Here is a 19,379-nt window from a genome sequence, read left to right as displayed (position 1 = left end):
CGTGCCAGAAACGGACAATACGAAGCATGACGAGCTTGTGCCGATCATCATGGTGGTAATCGAACCAGCCCGGTCTGACGATGGTGTAGAAATGACCGTATCAATATTCTCGCCACGCCAGCCAATGTCTTAAGCATTGAAACGTCACCGTAGAAAACGTCGACCTCATGGGGAAACTGTTTTACTTTGCGCCGATTTCTGACTAATGCTTTGGGTTGGCGGCCCATTTCCATTGCGGTCTTCACGACATGCAGACCAAAACTTCCCGTCGCCCCGACAACGAGTATTTTCATGAGAAACCGTCTGTTAATTCAGACATATTTTCAATACAGACAGAATATCAATTATCATTATTGCCAGTAGCGGGACTAAAATGATGGCGTCTATGGACACCCTTCATAAGTTCTCTTTGAGGGGGGATAGGAATAAGGAAATGGCCGATGCTTAAAGAAAACTTCAATGAGTTGCAGATCTTTCTTGTTGTGGCAAGAGAGCGAAGTTTTACCAAAGCCGCCGGTAAGCTTGGCGTTTCGCAGTCGGCGCTGAGCCATGCAATGAAAGCGCTGGAAGAGCGCTTAAACATCCGTCTTTTGACCCGAACCACCAGAAGCGTAGCCCCCACAGAGGCTGGCGAGAGAATTATTGCCTGCCTTGAGCCACGAATTGCCGATCTTGAGCAGGAACTGGAGGCGCTGATTCAACGGGATGGTACTGCTTCAGGTAACATCCGCTTATCAGCCGGGGAGCATGCCGCACGTAGCTTGGTGTGGCCGAAGTTGAAACCCTTTCTCAGGGAATATCCAGAAATCAATGTCGAAATGGTGGTTGATAATGGTTTTGTCGATATTGTCGAAGGACGTTTTGATGCCGGGATTCGCCTTGGCGAAAGTGTTGATAAGGATATGATCGCCGTAAGAATTGGGCCGGATATGCGAATGGCCCTGGTCGGCGCGCCGGCATATTTTGCCGCAAACCCTGTTCCTGATTCGCCGCATGAGCTACAAAATCATCGATGTATCAATATGCGCCTGCCTACCGCCGGTGGCCTGTATCATTGGGAGTTTGAAAGGGAGGGGAAACCCCTGCGCGTCAGAGTCGAAGGGCAACTGACGTTTAACCTGTTGTCGGAAAGAATCGATGCGGCGTTATCCGGGTTTGGTATCGCCTGTGTGCCAGAGGATACGGTTCAGGCTTTTATAACATCAGGCGAACTTATCCATATTTTGCAGGATTGGTGTCCCTCTTTCCCTGGATACTATCTTTACTACCCCAGCCGTAAACAGCACCCTCCAGCCTTTGCGTTAATGATAGATGCGCTGCGGTACTCGGAATAACCGGGCCGTAGCCGTGGCTGAGCCCCATGCAACCCAGCCCCAGAGCCGACACTTCAAGCCCGGATGTTCCGAGATAACGTTTTTGCATCAAGAGGTGCTTCTTCTGCCGTGGCTTAAACGTCGAGCTTACGGCCGGTCAGCCATTCCACCATCGCCGGGTCACGATGCGAGAAGAATGCGCTGGTTGCGGTATCGAGAGCGGCAATCTGCAGCATATCGTCAGAGCTTAACTCGAAGTCGAGGATGTTGATATTCTCTTCCATTCGCGCTTTTCGTACAGATTTTGCCAGCGAAACGATGCCACGCTGGAAGATCCAACGCAGGACAACCTGACCCACGCTTTTGCCATACTTCTCACCAATCGCCGTTAATACCGGATGCTGGAACAGACCGTTTTTCCCTTCTGCAAAAGGCGCCCAGGCTTCAGGCTGAATTGCGCGGCTTTTCATCCACGGCACGGCATGCAGTTGCTGGTTAAAGGGGTTTACTTCAATCTGGTTTACGGCAGGGACGACTTTGTTGAAGGCGATAAGATCGGCAAGTCTGTCGGGATGGAAGTTGCTTACGCCAATCGCGCGAATTTTTCCTGCCTGATGCAGTTCTTCCATCGCGCGCCAGGCCCCATGAACATCGCCATAGGGTTGGTGAATCAGGTACAGGTCGACATAATCCAGCTGCAGCCGATTCAGTGAGCGTTCGAACTGTGCTTTAGCACCTGCGTAATTGGTATCCTGCAGCCAAAGTTTAGTGGTAATAAAAAGTTCGTTACGTGCGATGCCGCTTTGTTTCAGCGCGTTCCCGACCTGAGTCTCATTTTGATAGGACGCTGCGGTATCAATCAGACGATATCCTGTTTCGATGGCATCAAGAACGGCGCTCTCACACTCGGCGGCATCCGTCACCTGAAATACACCAAAGCCCAGCAGGGGCATTTTAATACCGTTGTTCAGTGTTACTGTTTGCATGACGTTATCCTTCAGCTTGTTATGTATGAAAAGCATACCGCAAGGTGATTTATTCGATTAGAGGGTGAAATTCGCTAGGGTTAATTAGTAGAGTTCATTAATACTCTTTGAGCCTTGCTTGCGGCTCTTTTACTACGGCAGGTTTTTTCTTGCAGGAACCGGCTAACCAGATCAGCGATCTGAACATTATTCAGATCGGAGAACGGGAAGTGGAATGTCTTTTATCCCCCCCTCCGGCAGGTGCGTAACGGTCACATCACCTCCGGATTTGTTAACCACGTCTCGCCATTCCCGGGCCATTGCCAGGCGTACCCGACAGCTGTCTTGTGCTGCCGGAGCAAGGCCGGCAAGAATACGTCGCTGTCACCTTTGCCGTAACCGCCGTGAGTAATAGGGCCCCTTTATTTTGCGCCAGCCAGTGCCTGTTGCCGCGCATGTTCAGCCCGTATTGCGGCATCATTTTCGCCATGTTCACGCAGTGCCTGTACCAGCTGGCGCAGTTGTCCTGCCGTCAGGCCGACCCGCATGCTTGCACGCGTATGCGATAGCAACTGAGCTTCAACGCCCGGTGTGGCCGCTAATGCGCCGACCGTTGCCAGTTCGCGGCTTTGCCAGTCGAGGTTATCGCGGGCAAAAATGTCACCGAACAGATGTGTTTGCAGGAACTGATTAATGACCGGAGCGAAATCAAACAATGGGCCCTGAACCGGGGCGCCTGAGATTCTGGTCTGGTTTGCGGTGCCAATACGGCGGAGTTCATCGCCGACGGGAACAGGGTTGACAGGTTCTTTACCCTCAACATCGCTGATGCCGCGTTGTTTACGTGCTTCAACGACCTTCATGAGTTCATTTAACGCATTCAGGCTGCGAGGGAAGCCGGTATAGGCATAGAGCTGAACGAGAATTTCTTTGGCTTCGTTTATGGTGAGTCCGGCGTCCAGGCCCTGATTAAGCGCAGCATTAAGCTTTTCCATCTGGCTGCTTGCCATATACGCCGCAATCAAAGGGATAGCCTGCTGGCGTGCGGACAATGTATCTGCAACGGTTTGCTCCTGATTCATTGCGGTGATTCCTTGCGTTACTGTCGCCGCATTTGCCGTGAGGCTGTAACCAACGATCAGCAATGCTGCTACCGTGAATGCCTTAATGGGCGTGGTATTGTTCATCAGTCACTTTCTCCATCCAGTTAACGCTTTTCCCATCCACGATCCCGGTTATCGCCAGGGGCGTCATGGCGCAGCCGGAGGCTGCACCATGCCAGTGTTTGACACCAGGGGGGCATGACACGACATCACCAGAACGAATTATCTGTACCGGCTGGCCTTCCTGCTGCGTCAGCCCTACGCCGGAGGTCACAATAAGCCGCTGACCTGCTGGGTGCGTATGCCAGGCGGAGCGAGCACCTGGCTCAAAAGTGACGTAAGCCCCCGAAACACGCATGTCCTTATCAGGCTTGAACAGCGGATCTACCCAGACGCGTCCGGTAAAATTCTCCGCTGGCCCATATACCGCGTTCTGACTTCCGGCGGGGGTAATATGAACGGGGACATTTTGCTCCACCGCCCAGGATGAAAAAGTGAAGAGGGGTAGTAACAGCCCGAAGTAACGTATTTTTCCGGTCATACAAAGCCTCCTTTTCGTCGATGAAGGGAATAGCCTGCAATGATTCTAATCAGGGTGACATGTCGTCAGGCTGACGACCCCCTGACAATTTTGTCAGTTGGGCCGGAAATTGGCAGGGCCAGGGAGGCCCCTCGGTGGCAAATACCATTGCTATAACTCTGGCTTTTAAAGCAGCCGTTCTAACCATTCAGCAAACACGCGTACTTTGCGTGAGAGGTGACGGTGCGGATAAAGCAGCGACAATTTGCGATCCGGAGCGGGATAGTCTGGTAAAACTTCCACCAGACTGCCACTGTCGAGATAAGGCTGTAAAAAGAAGGTCATCCCCTGCAGAAGCCCCAGCCCGGCAAGACCCGCGGCGGTATAGGCTTCTGTGTTGTCCAGTACCAGCTTGCCGGGCAGTTGTATTTCCTCTGTTCCCGATGCGGTCTGAAATATCCACGGCATAATCCGGCGATTGCTGCTGTTAATCCAGTTTACGGCCTGATGCTGTTTCAGCGATTCCAGCGTGTCGGGCTTACCATAAGCGGCAAGATAAGCCGGGCTTGCGCAGGTCGTCATTTTTATATTGCCCATCGGCCGGGCGATATACTCTCCATCTTCCAGTTCCCCCACGCGCAGCACACAATCCAGGCCATCATGCAGCATATCCCGGCGGAGGTCAGAACAGCTCAGAATGATCTCGATACCGGGGTTTTCGCGGTAAAAATCAGGCAGGTTGGGTACGATCAGTAACGTTGCGAAAGCGATTGGCATATCTACACGCAGTTGCCCGTGCAGTGCGCGTTCTGGGGCGAATGACTCCAGTAGGTCATCCGCCTGCACCAGTAAGGGTTTGCTGCGGCGATAAAATTCTTCGCCATCAGGCGTCAGGTAAATTCGGCGAGTGGTTCGCTGCATTAAACGAACGCCGCTGTGTTGCTCCAACTGCTGCAACGCTTTGGTCACGGCAGGACGGTGGAGCTGCAAGTTTTCTGCCGCTTGGGTAAGGCTGCCGGATTCGATAATTTCGATAAAAATCTTAATTGATTCAAAAAGATTAATTTGCATAGCGGGCTTCTTTTACAGGGGAAGAAAAGCGGCTCAGAAGAAATCGGATAGCTTTATTGTTACTCATTTTATAATAGTGATGAACTATATCTGCTATTTTTCCAAATAATCTTGCGTCCTACACTCTCCGCATTCCGAAGCTGAGCTGCCCCGCAGCATCATTTCGAAACGTAAAAGCACTATGAAACGTAAAAGCAATATTAAGACGGCCATCATCCGATGGTCTGAGTCTCTGTTAAGGAAATTCCGCGATGCAAAATCAAAAGAACCGTATCTGCCAGATTTTGGGCATTGAAAAACCCGTCATCCAGGGGCCATTATCCTGGCTTACCGACGCCCGTTTGGTCGCCGCTGTCAGCAATGCCGGGGGCTTGGGCGTTCTGGGACCAAACGCAGGTCTAACGGCTGAAACCGCCGTATCCACACCGGAAGAAACCGCTGAAAAAATGCGCGAAGAAATTCGTAAAACCAAAGCACTTACCGAAAAACCTTTTGGTGTTAACCTGATCCCAATGCCGGAGAATGACGTATGGACCCTGCCAATATTGCAGGTGATTAAGGAAGAAGGGGTGAGGGTGGTTGTTTATACCGGCTATAGCGAAGGCTCGATAATCCCCGGGCTGTTTGACGAACTGAAAGACGCGGGCATCAGCATCATCTATCGCGACATCAATCCCTCCCCCGAAAACACCCGCCTCGCCGAAGCCGCAGGGGCGGATATTATTGTCGCCACCGGTTTTGACGAAGGCGGAACGTTACCAGGAAAGGCCCTGGGCACGTTTTCCATCGTCCCGCTGATCGCCGATGCTGTTCAACATGTTCCTGTGCTGGCGGCGGGGGGGATCTCCGATAGCCGTACCGCCAGAGCGGCCCATGCCTTAGGGGCAAGCGGGGTCTTCGCAGGTTCCGTATTCATCAGCACGGAAGAAAGCCGCGTACCCCAGTCGGTAAAAGACAAGATCGTCGATTCCGACGGACTGGATATGCTGCTTTTCCGCACGCAGCCCGCCTACTATCGCTCGCTGCCCGGCAAGCTGGCAGAGAAACTGGTGCAGATGGACAAAGCGGGCGCCAGTAACGAAGAGCTTGGCAAAACGATGGGCGGTCTACGCGGTTTGCGGATCGGTATGCTCGAAGGAAATACCGACGAAGGCTATATCTCACTGGGCACCGGCATCGGCGCTATCCGGGGCGTAAAAAGCGTCGCTGACGTGGTTAATGAATTAGCTCCGTGATATCGCAAAGGTCAGCCCAAATGTATTGATACCGTCCTCACTACGCGCAAAGACGTCTCCCCGGTGCATAATGGCGACGGCGCGTACGATCGATAACCCCAGACCATGATGGGTGTCGCTCCTGGCCCGGGAGGAGTCAACCCGATAAAAACGTTCAAAAAGCCGGTTTACATGCTCCAGAGCAATGGGATTGCCTGGGTTCGAAACCTCAACGCAGGCGTGATTATTTTTTTCGCTCAACCGAACGGTAATCGTACTTTGGGGGGGCGAATGCCTTGCACTGTTTTCCAGTAAATTGGCGAGGGAGCGGTGGAATAACCGTCGATCAATATGGGCTGTCACATCGCCTTCAACGTCCAGGGTAAGCTGTTTTTCAGCAAAGGAGGGCTCAACATATTCCGCCGTTTTAAGCGTTTCTTCACGCAGGGAGACCAGCATAAGCTGGGAGGCATATTCACCGGCGTGAGCATGGGACAGGAAAAGCATATCGTTAACGATTGATGTCATCCGCTCAAGCTCTTCGAGGTTTGAACCCAGTAACTCTTCCAGCTCATCGTACGAACGTCGGCGTGATAGCCCCAACTGCGTTTGACCAATCAGGTTGGTGAGAGGAGTGCGAAGTTCGTGGGCTACATCAGCATTAAAGCTTTCGAGCTGCCGCCAGGCGATCTCCTGACGCGTCAGCACACCGTTAAATGATGAAGCGAGCTGCTGTAATTCTTCGGGTAATGCCGTGGTATCAAGGCGTTGTCCATGATCTCCCGGGGCGAGATGTTGCGCCTGTTTACTGAGCGCCACCACCGGACGCAGACCGATTCTTGAGACTAGATATCCCAGCAGCGCTACGATAAACACACCCAGCGCGGCAATAACCAGCAGGGTACGCGTGAACGCATCCAGTGTCCCCATGTACGGCGTGGAGTCGATGGCAACCACATAGCGCACCTCAGGCCTTTCGCCGTTTGCGGGGATCGTTTTCACCAGCAGAAAAAGTGAGCATGCGCCGTCCGATGCGCCGGGCATTTTGTTAAAACCTTCCTGCAAAGAAGACCACTGAACACCCACAGGCGGCGTTCCGCCCACACTGAAACGTGGGTTATCGCTCACTATCCAGTAGCGAACGCGCTCACCTTCAGAATTGGCTAATACGGTAAATTTATTCGCCAGCGTAGACCAGCCCTCAGCCGAGGTTCGCGCTGCAATCCACGAGCTCATTAATGATTCCCGAAATAACAGCTCGTTGTGCATCTGTTTTTGCAGCGAGTCATGCAATGAGCTTCTGAGCAGAATACCGATGACGGAAACAATCAGAAGCGCGGATAACGCAAACATCAGTGCCAGATGGACCGAAATGGCGCGCTTAAGCATGCTTATCCCTTTTATTTATTCGCACCTGACTTCGAGGACGTACCCCATACCGCGTACGGTATGCAGCAATTTAACATCGAACGGAGTATCAACTTTGGCCCGCAGGCGTTTAATGGCGACTTCAACCACGTTGGCGTCGCTGTCGAAATTCATGTCCCATACCTGCTCGGCGATCATCATCTTTGACAGAATTTCCCCCTGATGACGGGCCAGAAGGCTCAGTAGAGAAAACTCTTTCGCCGTCAGTTCCAGTCGCGTTCCGGCACGAAATACCCGACGAGCCAGCAGATCAAGATGGAGATCGTTAATTTGCAGTTGTGTGATATCCGCTCCATCGGTTGAGCGGCGACGCACCAGCGCCTGAATGCGCGCCACCAGCTCAATGAGCGAGAAAGGTTTAGGGAGATAATCATCAGCGCCAAGCCGAAGCCCTTTGACGCGCTCGTCGACCGATCCCCGTGCAGATAACATCAATACAGGGGTCTGTTTACTGGCTCGTACGCCTTCCAGTACCCGATAACCATCCATTCCCGGTAACATTACATCGAGGATTATCGCGTCGTAGTCGAATTCCAGTGCGTAATGAAGACCTTCGGCCCCATCCGCTGAAACATCTACTGTAAACCCGGATTCACCCAGCGCACGGCTGAGATAGGTTGATGTTTTTTCCTCATCCTCGACTAGCAACAGCCGCATAACGTGACATCCTCATTAACTTTTCAACGGAGCGTCTACATCTGAATAAACCTGTACCGCATCCGGCAACCGTTGACCCTGAATAGTGATGGCATCCAGTGAACGGGTGAGTTCGGTCATTTCGCTAGACGTCAGTGAGATCCGTGCGGCGGCCGTGTTTTGCAGCATATGATCTTTGTTTGTGGTGCCCGGGATCGGGACAATCCAGGGTTTGCGAGCCAGTAACCATGCCAGCGCAATCTGGCCCGGTGCGGCATTTTTTCTTACCGCCCAGGTTTTCAGTAATGCCACTAACTGTAAGTTGTGCTGGCGGTTGTCAGGCGAGAAGCGAGTTTCTGTCGCGCGGAAATCACCGGCAGCGAATCGGGTATTCTCATCAATCCAGCCCGTTAAAAACTGCACGCCCAATGGGCTCCATGGCACAAACCCTATCCCCAGCTCTTCGCATGTCGAAAGCACATGCTTTTCCGGACCCCGCCAGAGCATGGAATATTCACTTTGTACGGCTGTGACGGGTAATACCGCATGAGCTCGTCTTAACGTATTAATCCCCATTTCTGACAGACCCCAGTGCAGGACTTTTCCCTGATCCATTAAATCCTTAATCACACCGGCGACATCTTCGATCGGAACCTGAGGATCCACCCGGTGCTGATACAGCAAATCGATGCGATCGGTACGCAGGCGTTTGAGCATATTTTCGACGACCAGTCTGATATGCTCCGGTCGGCTATTGAGGCCCGGCAGGCGCTTACCCGTCTGCTGATCGATGTTCCAGCCAAATTTAGTGGCGATAACTATTTTGTCCCGAAAAGGGGCGACGCCTTCACCCAGGATCTTCTCCACCTCAAAGGGACCATAAGCTTCAGCCGCATCAAAAAACGTCACGCCCTCATCAAATGCCCGACGGATAATGCTCACCATTTCGGGACGCCACGGGACAGACGTGTCGTATTTACGGCTCATGTTCTGGACACCCAGACCCACGGCAGAAACGTCAAGGCTGCCTAGTTTACGTTTACCCGGTGAGGCTGAGCGTTGGCTGCCTTGTCTGGAGGCCTCACCCTGAGAGGATTTCCCCGTTGCTGAAGCATGAGGAATCAGTGATGCTGCGGCGATACCCGCCCCGGCAACTAATAACTTACGTCGCTCGGGCATCGCCGGGTTGTGTTGACTTTTCATGGATCATTCCTTTTCTCAGTAAATTGAACATGAACCTCATTTAATCTGAGCGCATTCTGCCCCTTGATTGCCAACATAAAGCTGACGGTTACCTGACAGCGTTGTCAGAAACCATGGCCTGCCGCACAGTGGCTTCCTGACAAAAATGTTATTCGCCTGTCACGAGGCTGACAGCCCTCACTCCCTAATCTGAGCCTGCATATTCGATATCACGAGCCTGCATGGACAGGCCGTCACTCATCGGGAGAGATCATGAAATTCACGCTGTTAAGTGCAATGTTGCTTACGGCAATGGCCGGAGTTACCTCGGTTAATGCTGCTGACTATAAAAAGAATCCATTTACCCTCGTCTACGACGGTGCCATCACCGAGAACGTCAAAGGCAAGGTCAACATTCATCCGGTGAAATACGATCTGCATGGCATCCAGATTGCCGCGAATGTCTACACGCCAGCCAACTACGACCCCGCGAAAAAATACCCTGCGGTTGTGGTTGCGCATCCGAATGGCGGCGTAAAAGAGCAGGTCGCCGGGTTATATGCCCAGCGTCTGGCCGAGCACGGATATATCACTATTACCGCAGATGCGGCTTATCAGGGGGCCAGTGGCGGCATGCCTCGTAGCGTTGATAAGCCTGCCAATCGCATTGAGGATATTCACGGTATGGCTGACTACATCAGCCAGTACCCAGGGGTTGATACCGCCCGCATCGGCTTGCTGGGCATCTGCGGCGGCGGTGGCTATTCATTAAAAGCCGCCCAGACGGATAAGCGCTTTAAAGCGCTGGCGACGCTGAGCATGTTTGACTCCGGGCTCGTGCGCCGCAATGGTTATCAGGACTCGCAGATTTCCACTATTCAGGAGCGTTTGAAACAGGCAAGTGATGCGCGCGCCAAAGAAGTCACCACCGGTGAGGTCAGCTATTCCGGAGACGCCAACCTGACAGATGAACAAATCGCGAAACTTCCGTACGATTTGTACCGTCAGGGTTACGAGTATTACTGGAAAACGCATGCTCACCCGAACTCAACGTTCCGCTACACCACAAGCAGCCTGCTTGATTTGATGAACTTTGATGCGCAAAGCAATATTGATCTCATCAATCAGCCGCTGCTAATGATGGCCGGTACTAAAGCTGACTCGCTTTACATGACCGAAAGCGCATTCAAAAAGGCCACCGGTACGAAGAATAAACAACTGTTCCTGATTGATGGCGCAACGCATATCGAAACCTACTGGGTACCTCGTTACGTTGATCAGGCGATGAAAAAATTAGATACATTCTTCGATCAAAATATTTAATCCGTTCTACCGATACCCTGGCCAGCCTTGCAAGCTGGCCGTTATATGGTCCCGCCGCGACTATCCACTTACCGGCTTAATATTCGTTGCGCCTGGTAACGTGATGTGCCCAGATTAACGAAGTTGGGGGGAAAGATAATTACGCCCATTAACTAGGCGCTATGAATGAAATTCATAGACCCAGTCCGGAAACTCCGAATAAATTCAGCCTGGGTCATGTCATTTAATAGGTCTGGATTACGGTTATTGTTGCCATATGTCTGCTTCACGCTCATGACAGCCCGGGTTATGCACCTCCCGAAGGCAGCCCTGTGCCATAAAAGCATAAGCTCACGAATGCGACGCAACCATGTCAGTGCTCTGTTGCCAGTAGCAAGAAGATATTAGGTTGGTGTATTGTTTTTAAACGATTAATCACGCGGAAGGACATTCGAAGTATGCTTAAAATACTTGGCAAAACGACGTCAATAAATGTGCGCAAAGTGCTCTGGACCTGCGAGGAAGTGGGGCTGGATTATGTTCAGGAAGATTACGGTAGCGGGTTTGCCTCAACGGAAACCGATGCATTTCGCGCTATGAACCCAAACGCCATGGTGCCCGTGTTGATTGACGATGAATTCGTGCTGTGGGAATCGAATTCGATTTGCCGCTATCTGGCGCGCAAAGCCGGGCGCGATGACTTGCTCCCCAACGAAGCGCAGGCGTGCGCTAACGTCGAGCACTGGATGGACTGGCAGGCGACCGAGTTTAACAACGCCTGGCGTTATGTCTTCCCGGCCCTGGCGCGTAAGAACCCGGCCTATAACGATCAAAACGCGATTGCCGCAGGCATTAAAGAGTGGAATCACTGTATTGGTATTCTTGAACAACAACTCCAGCGCACCGGCGCATGGGCGGCAGGTGAGACGTTTACGCTGGCCGATGTGGTGCTCGGACTGTCGGTGAATCGCTGGAAAATGACACCGTTTCCCCACCCTGAAGTCCCTGCCATTGATGCGTGGTTTACGCGCTTGAATCAGCGACCGGCATTCTTGCGTCATGGGAATAATGGTATGGTCTAAAAGCCGGATTGGCGGCGATGTGTCAGCACGCTATATCACGCTTTACGACAGTCAAAGGGCGGCCCGGTTTACTCCGCCGGCCGCCGGTGGTTTTGTTTCGCTACTGGTTCACGGCATCATATAAGTTAGCCGTTCTTCATCAGTAATTGCGCAATGTTCGGTATTGCTCAGTCCGGTTGGTGGTTCAGGTTATTTGGCGATTGATCAGATCGCCTGACACGGACTGAGTTTTTTAGTGATCGACAATGCCGTGGTGTTATTGAGCAGAGAGCTCTCTGCGGATGATGTCTGCGCCTGCACTTAACGCATTGAGTTTGCCTGTGGCTACCCGACGAGATAAGGGGGCCATACCGCAGTTGGTCGAAGGATAGAGCTTGTCGGCATCGACAAACTGAAGTGCTTTTCGTAGCGTATTGGCGACTTCCTCTGGTGTCTCTATCGTATTGGTTGCCACATCAATGGCCCCTACCATGACTTTTTTACCGCGAATCAGCTCAAGCAGATCCATTGGAACACGCGAGTTATGGCATTCCAGTGAGATGATATCGATAGCCGATGTTTGCAGTTTGGGAAATGCTTCTTCATATTGCCGCCACTCTGACCCCAGCGTCTTTTTCCAATCGGTATTGGCCTTGATGCCATAGCCATAGCAAATATGTACAGCCGTTTCACATTTCAGCCCTTCAATGGCTTTTTCTAACGCGGCGATCCCCCAGTCATTCACTTCATCAAAGAAAACATTAAATGCGGGCTCATCAAACTGGATGATATCGACACCTGCAGCCTCTAATTCTTTCGCTTCCTGATTGAGTATTTTTGCGAATTCCCAGGCGAGCTTTTCGCGGCTTTTATAGTGGTTATCATAGAGCGTATCAATCATCGTCATCGGCCCTGGCAAGGCCCATTTAATGGGTTGCTTGGTGAGTTGACGTAAGAATTTGGCATCTTCAACAAACACGGGTTTTTGACGCGCCACCGCACCGACCACTGTCGGTACGCTCGCGTCATAGCGATTACGAATTTTAACCACTTCACGTTTCTCAAAATCCACGCCGCTAAGGTGTTCAATAAACGTGGTGACAAAGTGTTGGCGTGTTTGTTCGCCATCGCTGACAATATCAATACCTGCACGCAGTTGATCAAACAGCGACAAGCTTAAGGCATCTTTTTTCCCCTCAATCAACTCGTCGTTTTGTAATTTCCAGGGGGACCACAGTTTCTCCGGCTCGGCGAGCCAGGAAGGCTTGGGTAAACTGCCAGCAGTCGAGGTAGGTAGCAATGTTTTCATAGCAGGTGACCTTATATTTTTGGTGAATTAGCGCGCGTAATGAGCCGACCATTGCTCAAGAATATTTTTGTACGGTTTGATGAAGTGCTCTTCAGTAAACTTCCCTTGCTTAATGGCCAACTGGCTGCGCTCTTCCCGATCATAAACAATTTTTGTTAATGAATGATCATGATGATTCAGGTTGGGGCAATAGTATTGCCCGGCAGCGGAGTTCGCATTGTAAATCTCAGGGCGGTAGATTTTTTGGAACGTCTCCATTGTGCTGATGGTACTGATAAGCTCAAGATCTGTGTAATCACTCAGTAAATCACCAAAGAAATAAAAAGCCAAAGGCGCCACACTATTTTGTGGCATAAAGTAGCGAACCTGTAGCCCCATTTTTTCGAAATACTGTTCGGTTAAAGAAGAACCATTTGGCTGGTACTCGATGCCCAATACAGGATGCTGGTTTCTCGTTCTATGATAGGTTTCTTTGCTGGAAACACTTAAGCATATTACCGGCAATTTGCTAAATTTGTCTTTGTATTCCTGCGAATTGACGAAATATTTAAATATATTTCCATGCAAATCGCCAAAGTTATCGGGAATGCTAAATTCGGATTGACTATTATTATGCTCTAACAACAACACACTAAAATCATAATCACGCACGTAAGACGAGAAGTTATTGCCTACAATACCTTCAATCCGTTGGTTTGTTTTTTTATCAATGATGTTTGTTTTCAAAATTTCAATTGCCGGGAAGGTGGCGTTATTGTCGGCAATGTGCATATCAACAGAAATGATTTCAAGTTCGACGGAATAACGGTCACCTTTGGGGTTATCCCAATACGCCAATGTATTGAAGCGATTGTCAATCATCACTAATGTATTGCGTAAGTTCTCCTGGCGGCTCGTTCCTCTGGCCAAATTCGCAAAGTTGGTAGTAATACGCGTATTTTCGGAGGGGTTATAGTTCTCATCGAAGCAACTGTTTTTAATCGTAAATGTAAAATTTTTAGTCATCGCGTTCTTTTTTCCTGATGCTTGATATGAAAACCCGGTTAAAGTGTTGATGTTAAATGACTTTATTTTGTCATTTGGTGGTCTTCATGTTGCTGGCAAGTTAATTTAGCATATTTTATGCCAGAGTTAATGGGCGAGGGAAAGCGACTTAATTTCATTACAACATGAGCCATATTCATGGTCGGGTATACGGTCAGGTCAGGGATGGTTGCAGACGTCGCTCAACGTCTTATCTTGGCACGGTGATAGCGTTGTTTTCTCGCCGCATTGTTTGGTTGATGGGCAGCCGAATAACCAAAGAACGCGTGTTAGATGCACGATTAATCGCCGTGACAAGACTGATCATGAGCCTTGTCATAAAGGGCCAACTCAACATTAACGTGTTGGCCTGCAACTCGAATTATTTTGGGTATACACAGGGTAATGAAAGCCGTTCAGCACCGCTGTCGGTAAGGCAATATCAGCCTGTTGTCACCGACGTGCATGCGGGCGTTGGCGTTACAGCGTATATCCCGGCTTTTTGGTGAGATTAGCCAGTTCCGGCCCGATTTCGATATCGTAAACCGCGTCTTTCCAGCGCTCCGGCACGATTTCCGTCAGGGCAACCGAGATCGACTTGTCTTCCGCGTTCAGGTACTTCTTGAGCAATTCGCTGATTTCGTTTGCCAAATCCTGTTTGACGGTTTCCGGCAGATTGCGGGGGAAATACTTGATGGCAACATGTGGCATAGATAAGGCTCCGTGTATTGCGTCCGGTATATGGCGGACAGCGGTTAAACCTAACGCCGACGGCCATCCGCGCAGTGTCTGCGCCGGCATGGCCTCGGGCGGCAAGCGTTAGTGCTTTATTATTGACGTCGGCTTAACCGGTGGCAACGTTTGTCGCCATCATCAGTGCGTCGTGACTGCATCCAGCGCGCGCAGGTGTTCCGGCTGCCAGGACAGATTGATTTCGCTGCCGATTTGCCAGTCCGGGTTAACGTCGCTGGCCGGCAGTTTCACCATAAACTGCGATTGACCGGCAACCTCGGTCATCATGCGCACATGATCGCCGAGATAGATAAATTGCTGGATACGGGCTCTGACCTGTTGTGCGCCGTCCGGCAGTACGCTGGCGTTGACCCGTACCCGCTCCGGGCGAATACACAAATGGATTTTCCTACCCGGCGAGCTGGGGCGGACTTTCAGCGCGCGTAATTCGGTGCCGTCATCCAACTGAGCCTGATAGTAGTCGCCGTCGCCGCCGGACTGGGTGCCAATCAGCGTGTTGTTTTCGCCGATAAACTGCGCCACGAAGGCATTCTGCGGGCGTTCGTAAATGTCGCTGGGGCTGTCCATCTGCTGAATAATCCCGTCGTTGAAGACCGCGACCCGGTCCGACATGGTCATGGCTTCGCTCTGATCGTGGGTGACGTACACCACGGTGAGTTCCAGCGCCCGGTGTAGCTCCTTGATTTCCAACTGCATGTGCTCGCGCAACTGCTTGTCCAGCGCGCCCAGCGGTTCATCCATCAGTACCAGACGCGGCTCGAACACCAGCGCTCTGGCCAGCGCCACGCGCTGTTGCTGACCGCCGGACATCTGCGCCGGGTAACGATCGGCCAGATTGGTCAGTTTGACGCGGTCCAGCACCCGATCCACTTTGTCTTTGATATCGCTGCGGTTCATGCGACGAATGGAGAGCGGAAACGCCAGGTTTTCCGCCACCGTCATGTGCGGGAACAGCGCATAGTTCTGAAACACCATGCCGATACCGCGCTGGTGCGGCGGCAGGTTGTGCAGCGGCGTGTCACGCAGCAGAATTTCGCCCTGTGTCGGCGTTTCAAACCCGGCCAGCATCATCAGGCTGGTGGTTTTGCCGGAGCCGGACGGGCCCAGCATGGTCAGAAACTCGCCTTCCTGAATATCCAGATTCAGATTTTTGACCACCAGACGATCGCCATCGTAGGTTTTTTGAATATTTTTGAAGCTAACGTAGGTTTTCATTCTTCCCTTCTCTCACGTGTCGTAGCGCGGTGCTGATGACTGATGTATGCATAAGTCATGCCTGATAGTTAATTAAGAAATTATTCTTATAAATTGAGCATGAAAAAAGATCAATTCAGGGGTTTGACTCGGCGGAAAATCACAGCAAAAAATCAGGCTGAAGCTCGGCCGTTAAGATCAGAGTATTGTGCATGTTGCACAATAGTAAAATCGCAAGAGTTAGCAGCAGCAGTGAACAATAAGGTGCACGATAATCCGCCTTTGCCTCAAAATGGTGAGCGCGTGTTAAATAAAGGCACTGATATTGTGCGTGACGGCAAGGCGAAAAACCGGGGCGGATAGGGTGTCTGCCGGGCCGGTTTTTCTGCGGCGAGCGGGGCGCTCAAACCGCGTGTGGGGGATTCAGGCGCGTGCGTTTTCCAGCGTGCGTAAACAGGAAAGAATGACGTCAAACGCCCGCACCATCTCGGCGTCGTCCACGCTGGCGTAACCGAGCAGCAGCCCGCGCTGGTGCGTCGGCCGCAGATAGTAACTGGACAGCGGTTTGACCATCACGCCGTGTTGCAGGATACGGGCGCTCAGCACCACATCGTCGATGCGGTCGGGTAACCGCAAAATCAGGTGCAGACCGGCATTACTGTTGTAGCCAAGGTACGCTTCGCCCAGATGCTGCACGATCAACTCGCTCAGCAGGGCGCGGCGGCGTGCATACAGCAGGCGCATGCGGCGGATGTGGGCGGCGTAGTGGCCTTCGCTGATGAACTGACTCAGCGTCAGTTGCGTCAACAGGTGGCCGCCCCGGTATAGCTCGGCGTGCGCCGTTTTCAGCTCACGCGCCAGATGCGGCGGCAGCACCATGTAACTGACGCGCAATCCCGGATAGAGGGTTTTACTGCAGGTGCCGATGTAAATCACCGGCGGCTGGGTTTGCAGCCCCTGTAATGCCGGGATGGGGCTGCCGGAAAAACGGAACTCGCTGTCGTAATCGTCTTCGATGACCCAACTGCTGTGTTCCTGCGCCAGCGCCAGCAGACGCTGGCGGCGCGCCAGGCTCATCACCGCGCCCAGCGGGTACTGGTGCGACGGGGTGACGCAAATCAGCCGCGGCACCGATTGGGGCGAGACGTCGTCCGGCGGCACCATCCCTTGCTCATCCACCTCGATGGGCGCGACGCGCAACCCGTTGATGGTCAAAACATTGCGCATTCCCCAGTAGCAGGGGTCTTCAATCCACGCCAGATCGCCGGGGTTGCACAGCATTTTGGCCAGCAGGTCCATCGCCTGATGGGTGCCTTCGGTAATCAGGATTTGCTCCGGGGTACAGGTGACCGAGCGCGCCACCCGCAGGTAGTCCACCAGCGCCTGTTGCAGTTCCGGGCAGCCGCCGATCGGCGAGTAGGAGAGTTGTTCCGGTTTCAGGCGGCGAGACAGTCGGGTTTGCAGCCGCCGCCACAGGTCATGCGGAAAGCTGGCGATATCCGGGATGCCCGGCATAAACGCGCCCCACTGGCGCGCCGACGCGCCGGCGTAGCCCAGCAGATGCATGCCGCGCCGGGAAATTTCCTGCACCACCGGGCGCAACGGCGACTGGGTATCGTCGCGGACATCCGGCGGGCGGGTGTCCGGCAACTGCTCGGTGACGTAACTGCCGCTGCCGGTGCGGGTTTCGATATAGCCTTCCGCCAGCAGCTGTTCGAAGGCGGCGATCACCGTATTGCGCGACAGCGACAGCTGCTGCGCCAGGTCGCGGGACGAGGGCAGCCGCCGTCCCGGCGTGATGTCGCCAGTCAGAATCGCCAGCCGGATAGTGTCGTACAGCCGCTTGTTAAGCGTGCCTTCCTGCTGTTGTTCCAGCCCCTGTAGTAGCAAATCGGTCAGTAGCGAGCGCAAAGTGGATCCTTTAAATATTAAAAACTGGCTCTGGATTATAGGGCCATGCAGGGGATAAATAGCAACATCAGAACGTTAATCGTCAGCCCCCGTCGGGCGGTGTGTTCATCGAATCGGAGCAGAATAATGAGTAACAGCGAATTGAATCAACGTCGTTTGGCCGCCACGCCGCGTGGCGTGGGCGTCATGTGCGATTTCTTTGCCGACAAGGCCGAAAACGCCACCCTGTGGGATGTTGAAGGGCGCGAGTATATTGATTTTGCTGCCGGGATTGCGGTGCTGAACACCGGCCACCGTCACCCGAAACTGGTGGCGGCGGTGCGCGAACAACTGGAGAAATTCACCCATACCGCGTATCAAATCGTCCCCTACGGCAGCTATGTGACGCTGGCGGAACGCCTGAACGCGCTGGCGCCGATCGCCGGCCCGGCCAAGACCGCTTTCTTCACCACGGGCGCCGAAGCGGTTGAAAATGCGGTGAAAATCGCCCGCGCTTATACCAAACGTCCGGGCGTGATCGCGTTTGGCGCGGCGTTCCACGGCCGTACGCTGCTGACCCTGACGCTGACCGGTAAAGTGGCGCCGTATTCCACCGGCTTCGGCCCGTTCCCTGGGTCCATTTTCCACGCGCTGTACCCGAATGCCCAGCATGGCATCACCGTGGAACAGGCGCTGGAGAGCATTGACCGCCTGCTGCACACCGATATCGCCGCCGATCAGGTCGCGGCCATTCTGCTGGAGCCGATACAGGGCGAGGGCGGCTTCAACGTCGCGCCGCCGGAATTCATCAGCGGCGTGCGCCAGCTGTGCGACAAGTACGGCATGCTGCTGATTGCCGATGAAGTGCAGACCGGTTTTGCCCGTACCGGCAAAGTGTTCGCTATGGAATATTACGACGATAAAGCGGACCTGATCACCATGGCGAAAAGCCTGGGCGGCGGTTTCCCGATTTCCGGCGTGGTGGGTCGCGCCGAGGTGATGGACGCGCCGGGCCCCGGCGGGCTGGGCGGTACTTATGCCGGTAACCCGCTGGCGGTGGCGTCGGCGCTGGCGGTGCTGGATGTGATTGAAGAAGAACAGTTGTGTCAGCGCGCCCAGCGCCTGGGCGCTACACTGGTAGAAGCGCTGGAGCGGGCGAAAGCCGGCAATGCGGCGATCGTCGATATTCGCGCCCGCGGCTCAATGGTGGCGGTGGAGTTTAACGATCCGCAGACCGGCAAACCGAGCGCGGAGATCACCAAAAAATACCAGCAGGCGGCGCTGGAACAGGGACTGCTGCTGTTGACCTGCGGCACGCACGGCAACGTGATTCGTTTCCTGTATCCACTGACCATTCCGGATACCCAGTTTAGCAAGGCGCTGTCGATTCTGAGCAGCGTTCTGGCGAAGTGAGA

At 53.0% G+C, this 19,379-nt stretch carries 17 protein-coding genes and 3 pseudogenes; 5 read left to right on the top strand and 15 right to left on the bottom strand.

The features are described 5' to 3' along the window. Nucleotides 1-19 precede the first annotated feature (19 nt). Nucleotides 20-293 (bottom strand): annotated as a pseudogene (locus CVE23_RS12515) (NAD(P)H-binding protein); the annotation flags it as partial. 147 nt (nucleotides 294-440) lie between these two features. Here CVE23_RS12515 and CVE23_RS12510 point away from each other — a divergent pair. Beyond that, the gene (locus tag CVE23_RS12510) at nucleotides 441-1,334 is read left to right on the top strand and encodes a LysR family transcriptional regulator (RefSeq protein WP_100849660.1); all 894 of its coding nucleotides are present in this window, start codon (nucleotides 441-443) and stop codon (nucleotides 1,332-1,334) included. Here the strand turns inward: CVE23_RS12510 and CVE23_RS23260 are convergent. The 6 genes and pseudogenes from CVE23_RS23260 to CVE23_RS12485 all read right to left on the bottom strand — a co-directional run. Next, nucleotides 1,315-1,422, bottom strand: a pseudogene (locus tag CVE23_RS23260) (aldo/keto reductase); the annotation flags it as partial. The gene CVE23_RS12510 and the pseudogene CVE23_RS23260 overlap by 20 nt on opposite strands. Before the next feature lie 25 nt (nucleotides 1,423-1,447). Next, nucleotides 1,448-2,299, bottom strand: a complete 852-nt coding sequence (locus CVE23_RS12505) for an aldo/keto reductase (protein ID WP_049854094.1) — start codon at nucleotides 2,297-2,299, stop codon at nucleotides 1,448-1,450. An 80-nt stretch (nucleotides 2,300-2,379) separates the two neighbouring features. Continuing rightward, nucleotides 2,380-2,641, bottom strand: a pseudogene (locus tag CVE23_RS12500) (hypothetical protein); the annotation flags it as partial. 59 nt (nucleotides 2,642-2,700) lie between these two features. Then, nucleotides 2,701-3,465: a carboxymuconolactone decarboxylase family protein gene (locus CVE23_RS12495; RefSeq protein WP_100849659.1), complete on the bottom strand. Its 765-nt coding sequence runs from the start codon at nucleotides 3,463-3,465 to the stop codon at nucleotides 2,701-2,703. Next, nucleotides 3,443-3,922: a (R)-mandelonitrile lyase gene (locus tag CVE23_RS12490; protein ID WP_100849658.1), complete on the bottom strand. Its 480-nt coding sequence runs from the start codon at nucleotides 3,920-3,922 to the stop codon at nucleotides 3,443-3,445. The genes CVE23_RS12495 and CVE23_RS12490 overlap by 23 nt, the downstream gene beginning before the upstream one ends. A 165-nt stretch (nucleotides 3,923-4,087) precedes the next feature. Then, nucleotides 4,088-4,966 (bottom strand): LysR family transcriptional regulator, encoded by an 879-nt coding sequence (locus CVE23_RS12485; protein WP_161130305.1) that lies wholly within the window; start codon nucleotides 4,964-4,966, stop codon nucleotides 4,088-4,090. Between the two features lie 257 nt (nucleotides 4,967-5,223). On the opposite strand from CVE23_RS12485, the gene CVE23_RS12480 reads away from it, so the two are divergent. Further along, nucleotides 5,224-6,207: an NAD(P)H-dependent flavin oxidoreductase gene (locus CVE23_RS12480; protein ID WP_100849656.1), complete on the top strand. Its 984-nt coding sequence runs from the start codon at nucleotides 5,224-5,226 to the stop codon at nucleotides 6,205-6,207. On the opposite strand, the gene CVE23_RS12475 is transcribed toward CVE23_RS12480, so the two are convergent. Genes CVE23_RS12475 through CVE23_RS12465 form a run of 3 tightly spaced genes read right to left on the bottom strand, consistent with a single transcriptional unit; the run spans nucleotide 6,196 to nucleotide 9,453 of the window. Further along, nucleotides 6,196-7,575, bottom strand: a complete 1,380-nt coding sequence (locus CVE23_RS12475; protein ID WP_225622583.1) for a heavy metal sensor histidine kinase — start codon at nucleotides 7,573-7,575, stop codon at nucleotides 6,196-6,198. The two genes, CVE23_RS12480 and CVE23_RS12475, sit on opposite strands and share 12 nt — an antisense overlap. Nucleotides 7,576-7,590: 15 nt before the next feature. After that, the gene (locus CVE23_RS12470) at nucleotides 7,591-8,271 is read right to left on the bottom strand and encodes a heavy metal response regulator transcription factor (RefSeq protein ID WP_038919281.1); all 681 of its coding nucleotides are present in this window, start codon (nucleotides 8,269-8,271) and stop codon (nucleotides 7,591-7,593) included. A 15-nt stretch (nucleotides 8,272-8,286) separates the two neighbouring features. Further along, entirely contained in the window at nucleotides 8,287-9,453 is a 1,167-nt protein-coding gene (locus tag CVE23_RS12465; RefSeq protein ID WP_188726073.1) for an aldo/keto reductase, read from the bottom strand. 252 nt (nucleotides 9,454-9,705) lie between these two features. Here CVE23_RS12465 and CVE23_RS12460 point away from each other — a divergent pair, with 252 nt between their 5' ends. Together CVE23_RS12460 and CVE23_RS12455 are read left to right on the top strand one after the other, a co-directional pair. Then, nucleotides 9,706-10,755, top strand: coding sequence for an alpha/beta hydrolase (locus CVE23_RS12460; protein WP_161130289.1), 1,050 nt, complete (start codon nucleotides 9,706-9,708; stop codon nucleotides 10,753-10,755). A gap of 437 nt (nucleotides 10,756-11,192) precedes the next feature. Then, entirely contained in the window at nucleotides 11,193-11,816 is a 624-nt protein-coding gene (locus CVE23_RS12455; protein ID WP_038919278.1) for a glutathione S-transferase family protein, read from the top strand. A 256-nt stretch (nucleotides 11,817-12,072) separates the two neighbouring features. On the opposite strand, the gene CVE23_RS12450 is transcribed toward CVE23_RS12455, so the two are convergent. The 5 genes from CVE23_RS12450 to pdxR all read right to left on the bottom strand — a co-directional run bounded on the left by CVE23_RS12450 (nucleotide 12,073) and on the right by pdxR (nucleotide 17,985). Beyond that, nucleotides 12,073-13,104 carry a methionine synthase gene (locus CVE23_RS12450; RefSeq protein WP_100849654.1) on the bottom strand — a complete coding sequence of 344 codons (1,032 nt, stop codon included), beginning with the start codon at nucleotides 13,102-13,104 and terminating at the stop codon, nucleotides 12,073-12,075. A 27-nt stretch (nucleotides 13,105-13,131) separates the two neighbouring features. Continuing rightward, nucleotides 13,132-14,109 (bottom strand): DUF1852 domain-containing protein, encoded by a 978-nt coding sequence (locus CVE23_RS12445; RefSeq protein ID WP_100849653.1) that lies wholly within the window; start codon nucleotides 14,107-14,109, stop codon nucleotides 13,132-13,134. Between the two features lie 498 nt (nucleotides 14,110-14,607). Next, a complete protein-coding gene (gene pptA / locus CVE23_RS12435; protein WP_100849651.1) occupies nucleotides 14,608-14,838 on the bottom strand; it encodes a tautomerase PptA in 231 nt (76 codons plus the stop codon). Nucleotides 14,839-15,000: 162 nt separating this feature from the next. Next, entirely contained in the window at nucleotides 15,001-16,095 is a 1,095-nt protein-coding gene (locus tag CVE23_RS12430) for an ABC transporter ATP-binding protein (protein ID WP_100849650.1), read from the bottom strand. 402 nt (nucleotides 16,096-16,497) lie between these two features. Further along, the gene (gene pdxR / locus CVE23_RS12425) at nucleotides 16,498-17,985 is read right to left on the bottom strand and encodes a MocR-like pyridoxine biosynthesis transcription factor PdxR (protein WP_100849649.1); all 1,488 of its coding nucleotides are present in this window, start codon (nucleotides 17,983-17,985) and stop codon (nucleotides 16,498-16,500) included. Between the two features lie 126 nt (nucleotides 17,986-18,111). Between pdxR and CVE23_RS12420 the strand changes: the two genes are divergently transcribed. Beyond that, nucleotides 18,112-19,377, top strand: a complete 1,266-nt coding sequence (locus CVE23_RS12420; RefSeq protein WP_100849648.1) for a 4-aminobutyrate--2-oxoglutarate transaminase — start codon at nucleotides 18,112-18,114, stop codon at nucleotides 19,375-19,377. Nucleotides 19,378-19,379: the final 2 nt, after the last annotated feature.

Source organism: Dickeya fangzhongdai (assembly GCF_002812485.1).
Classification (GTDB): Bacteria; Pseudomonadota; Gammaproteobacteria; order Enterobacterales; family Enterobacteriaceae; genus Dickeya; species Dickeya fangzhongdai.
This window is presented reverse-complemented; position numbering and strand designations above follow the sequence as displayed.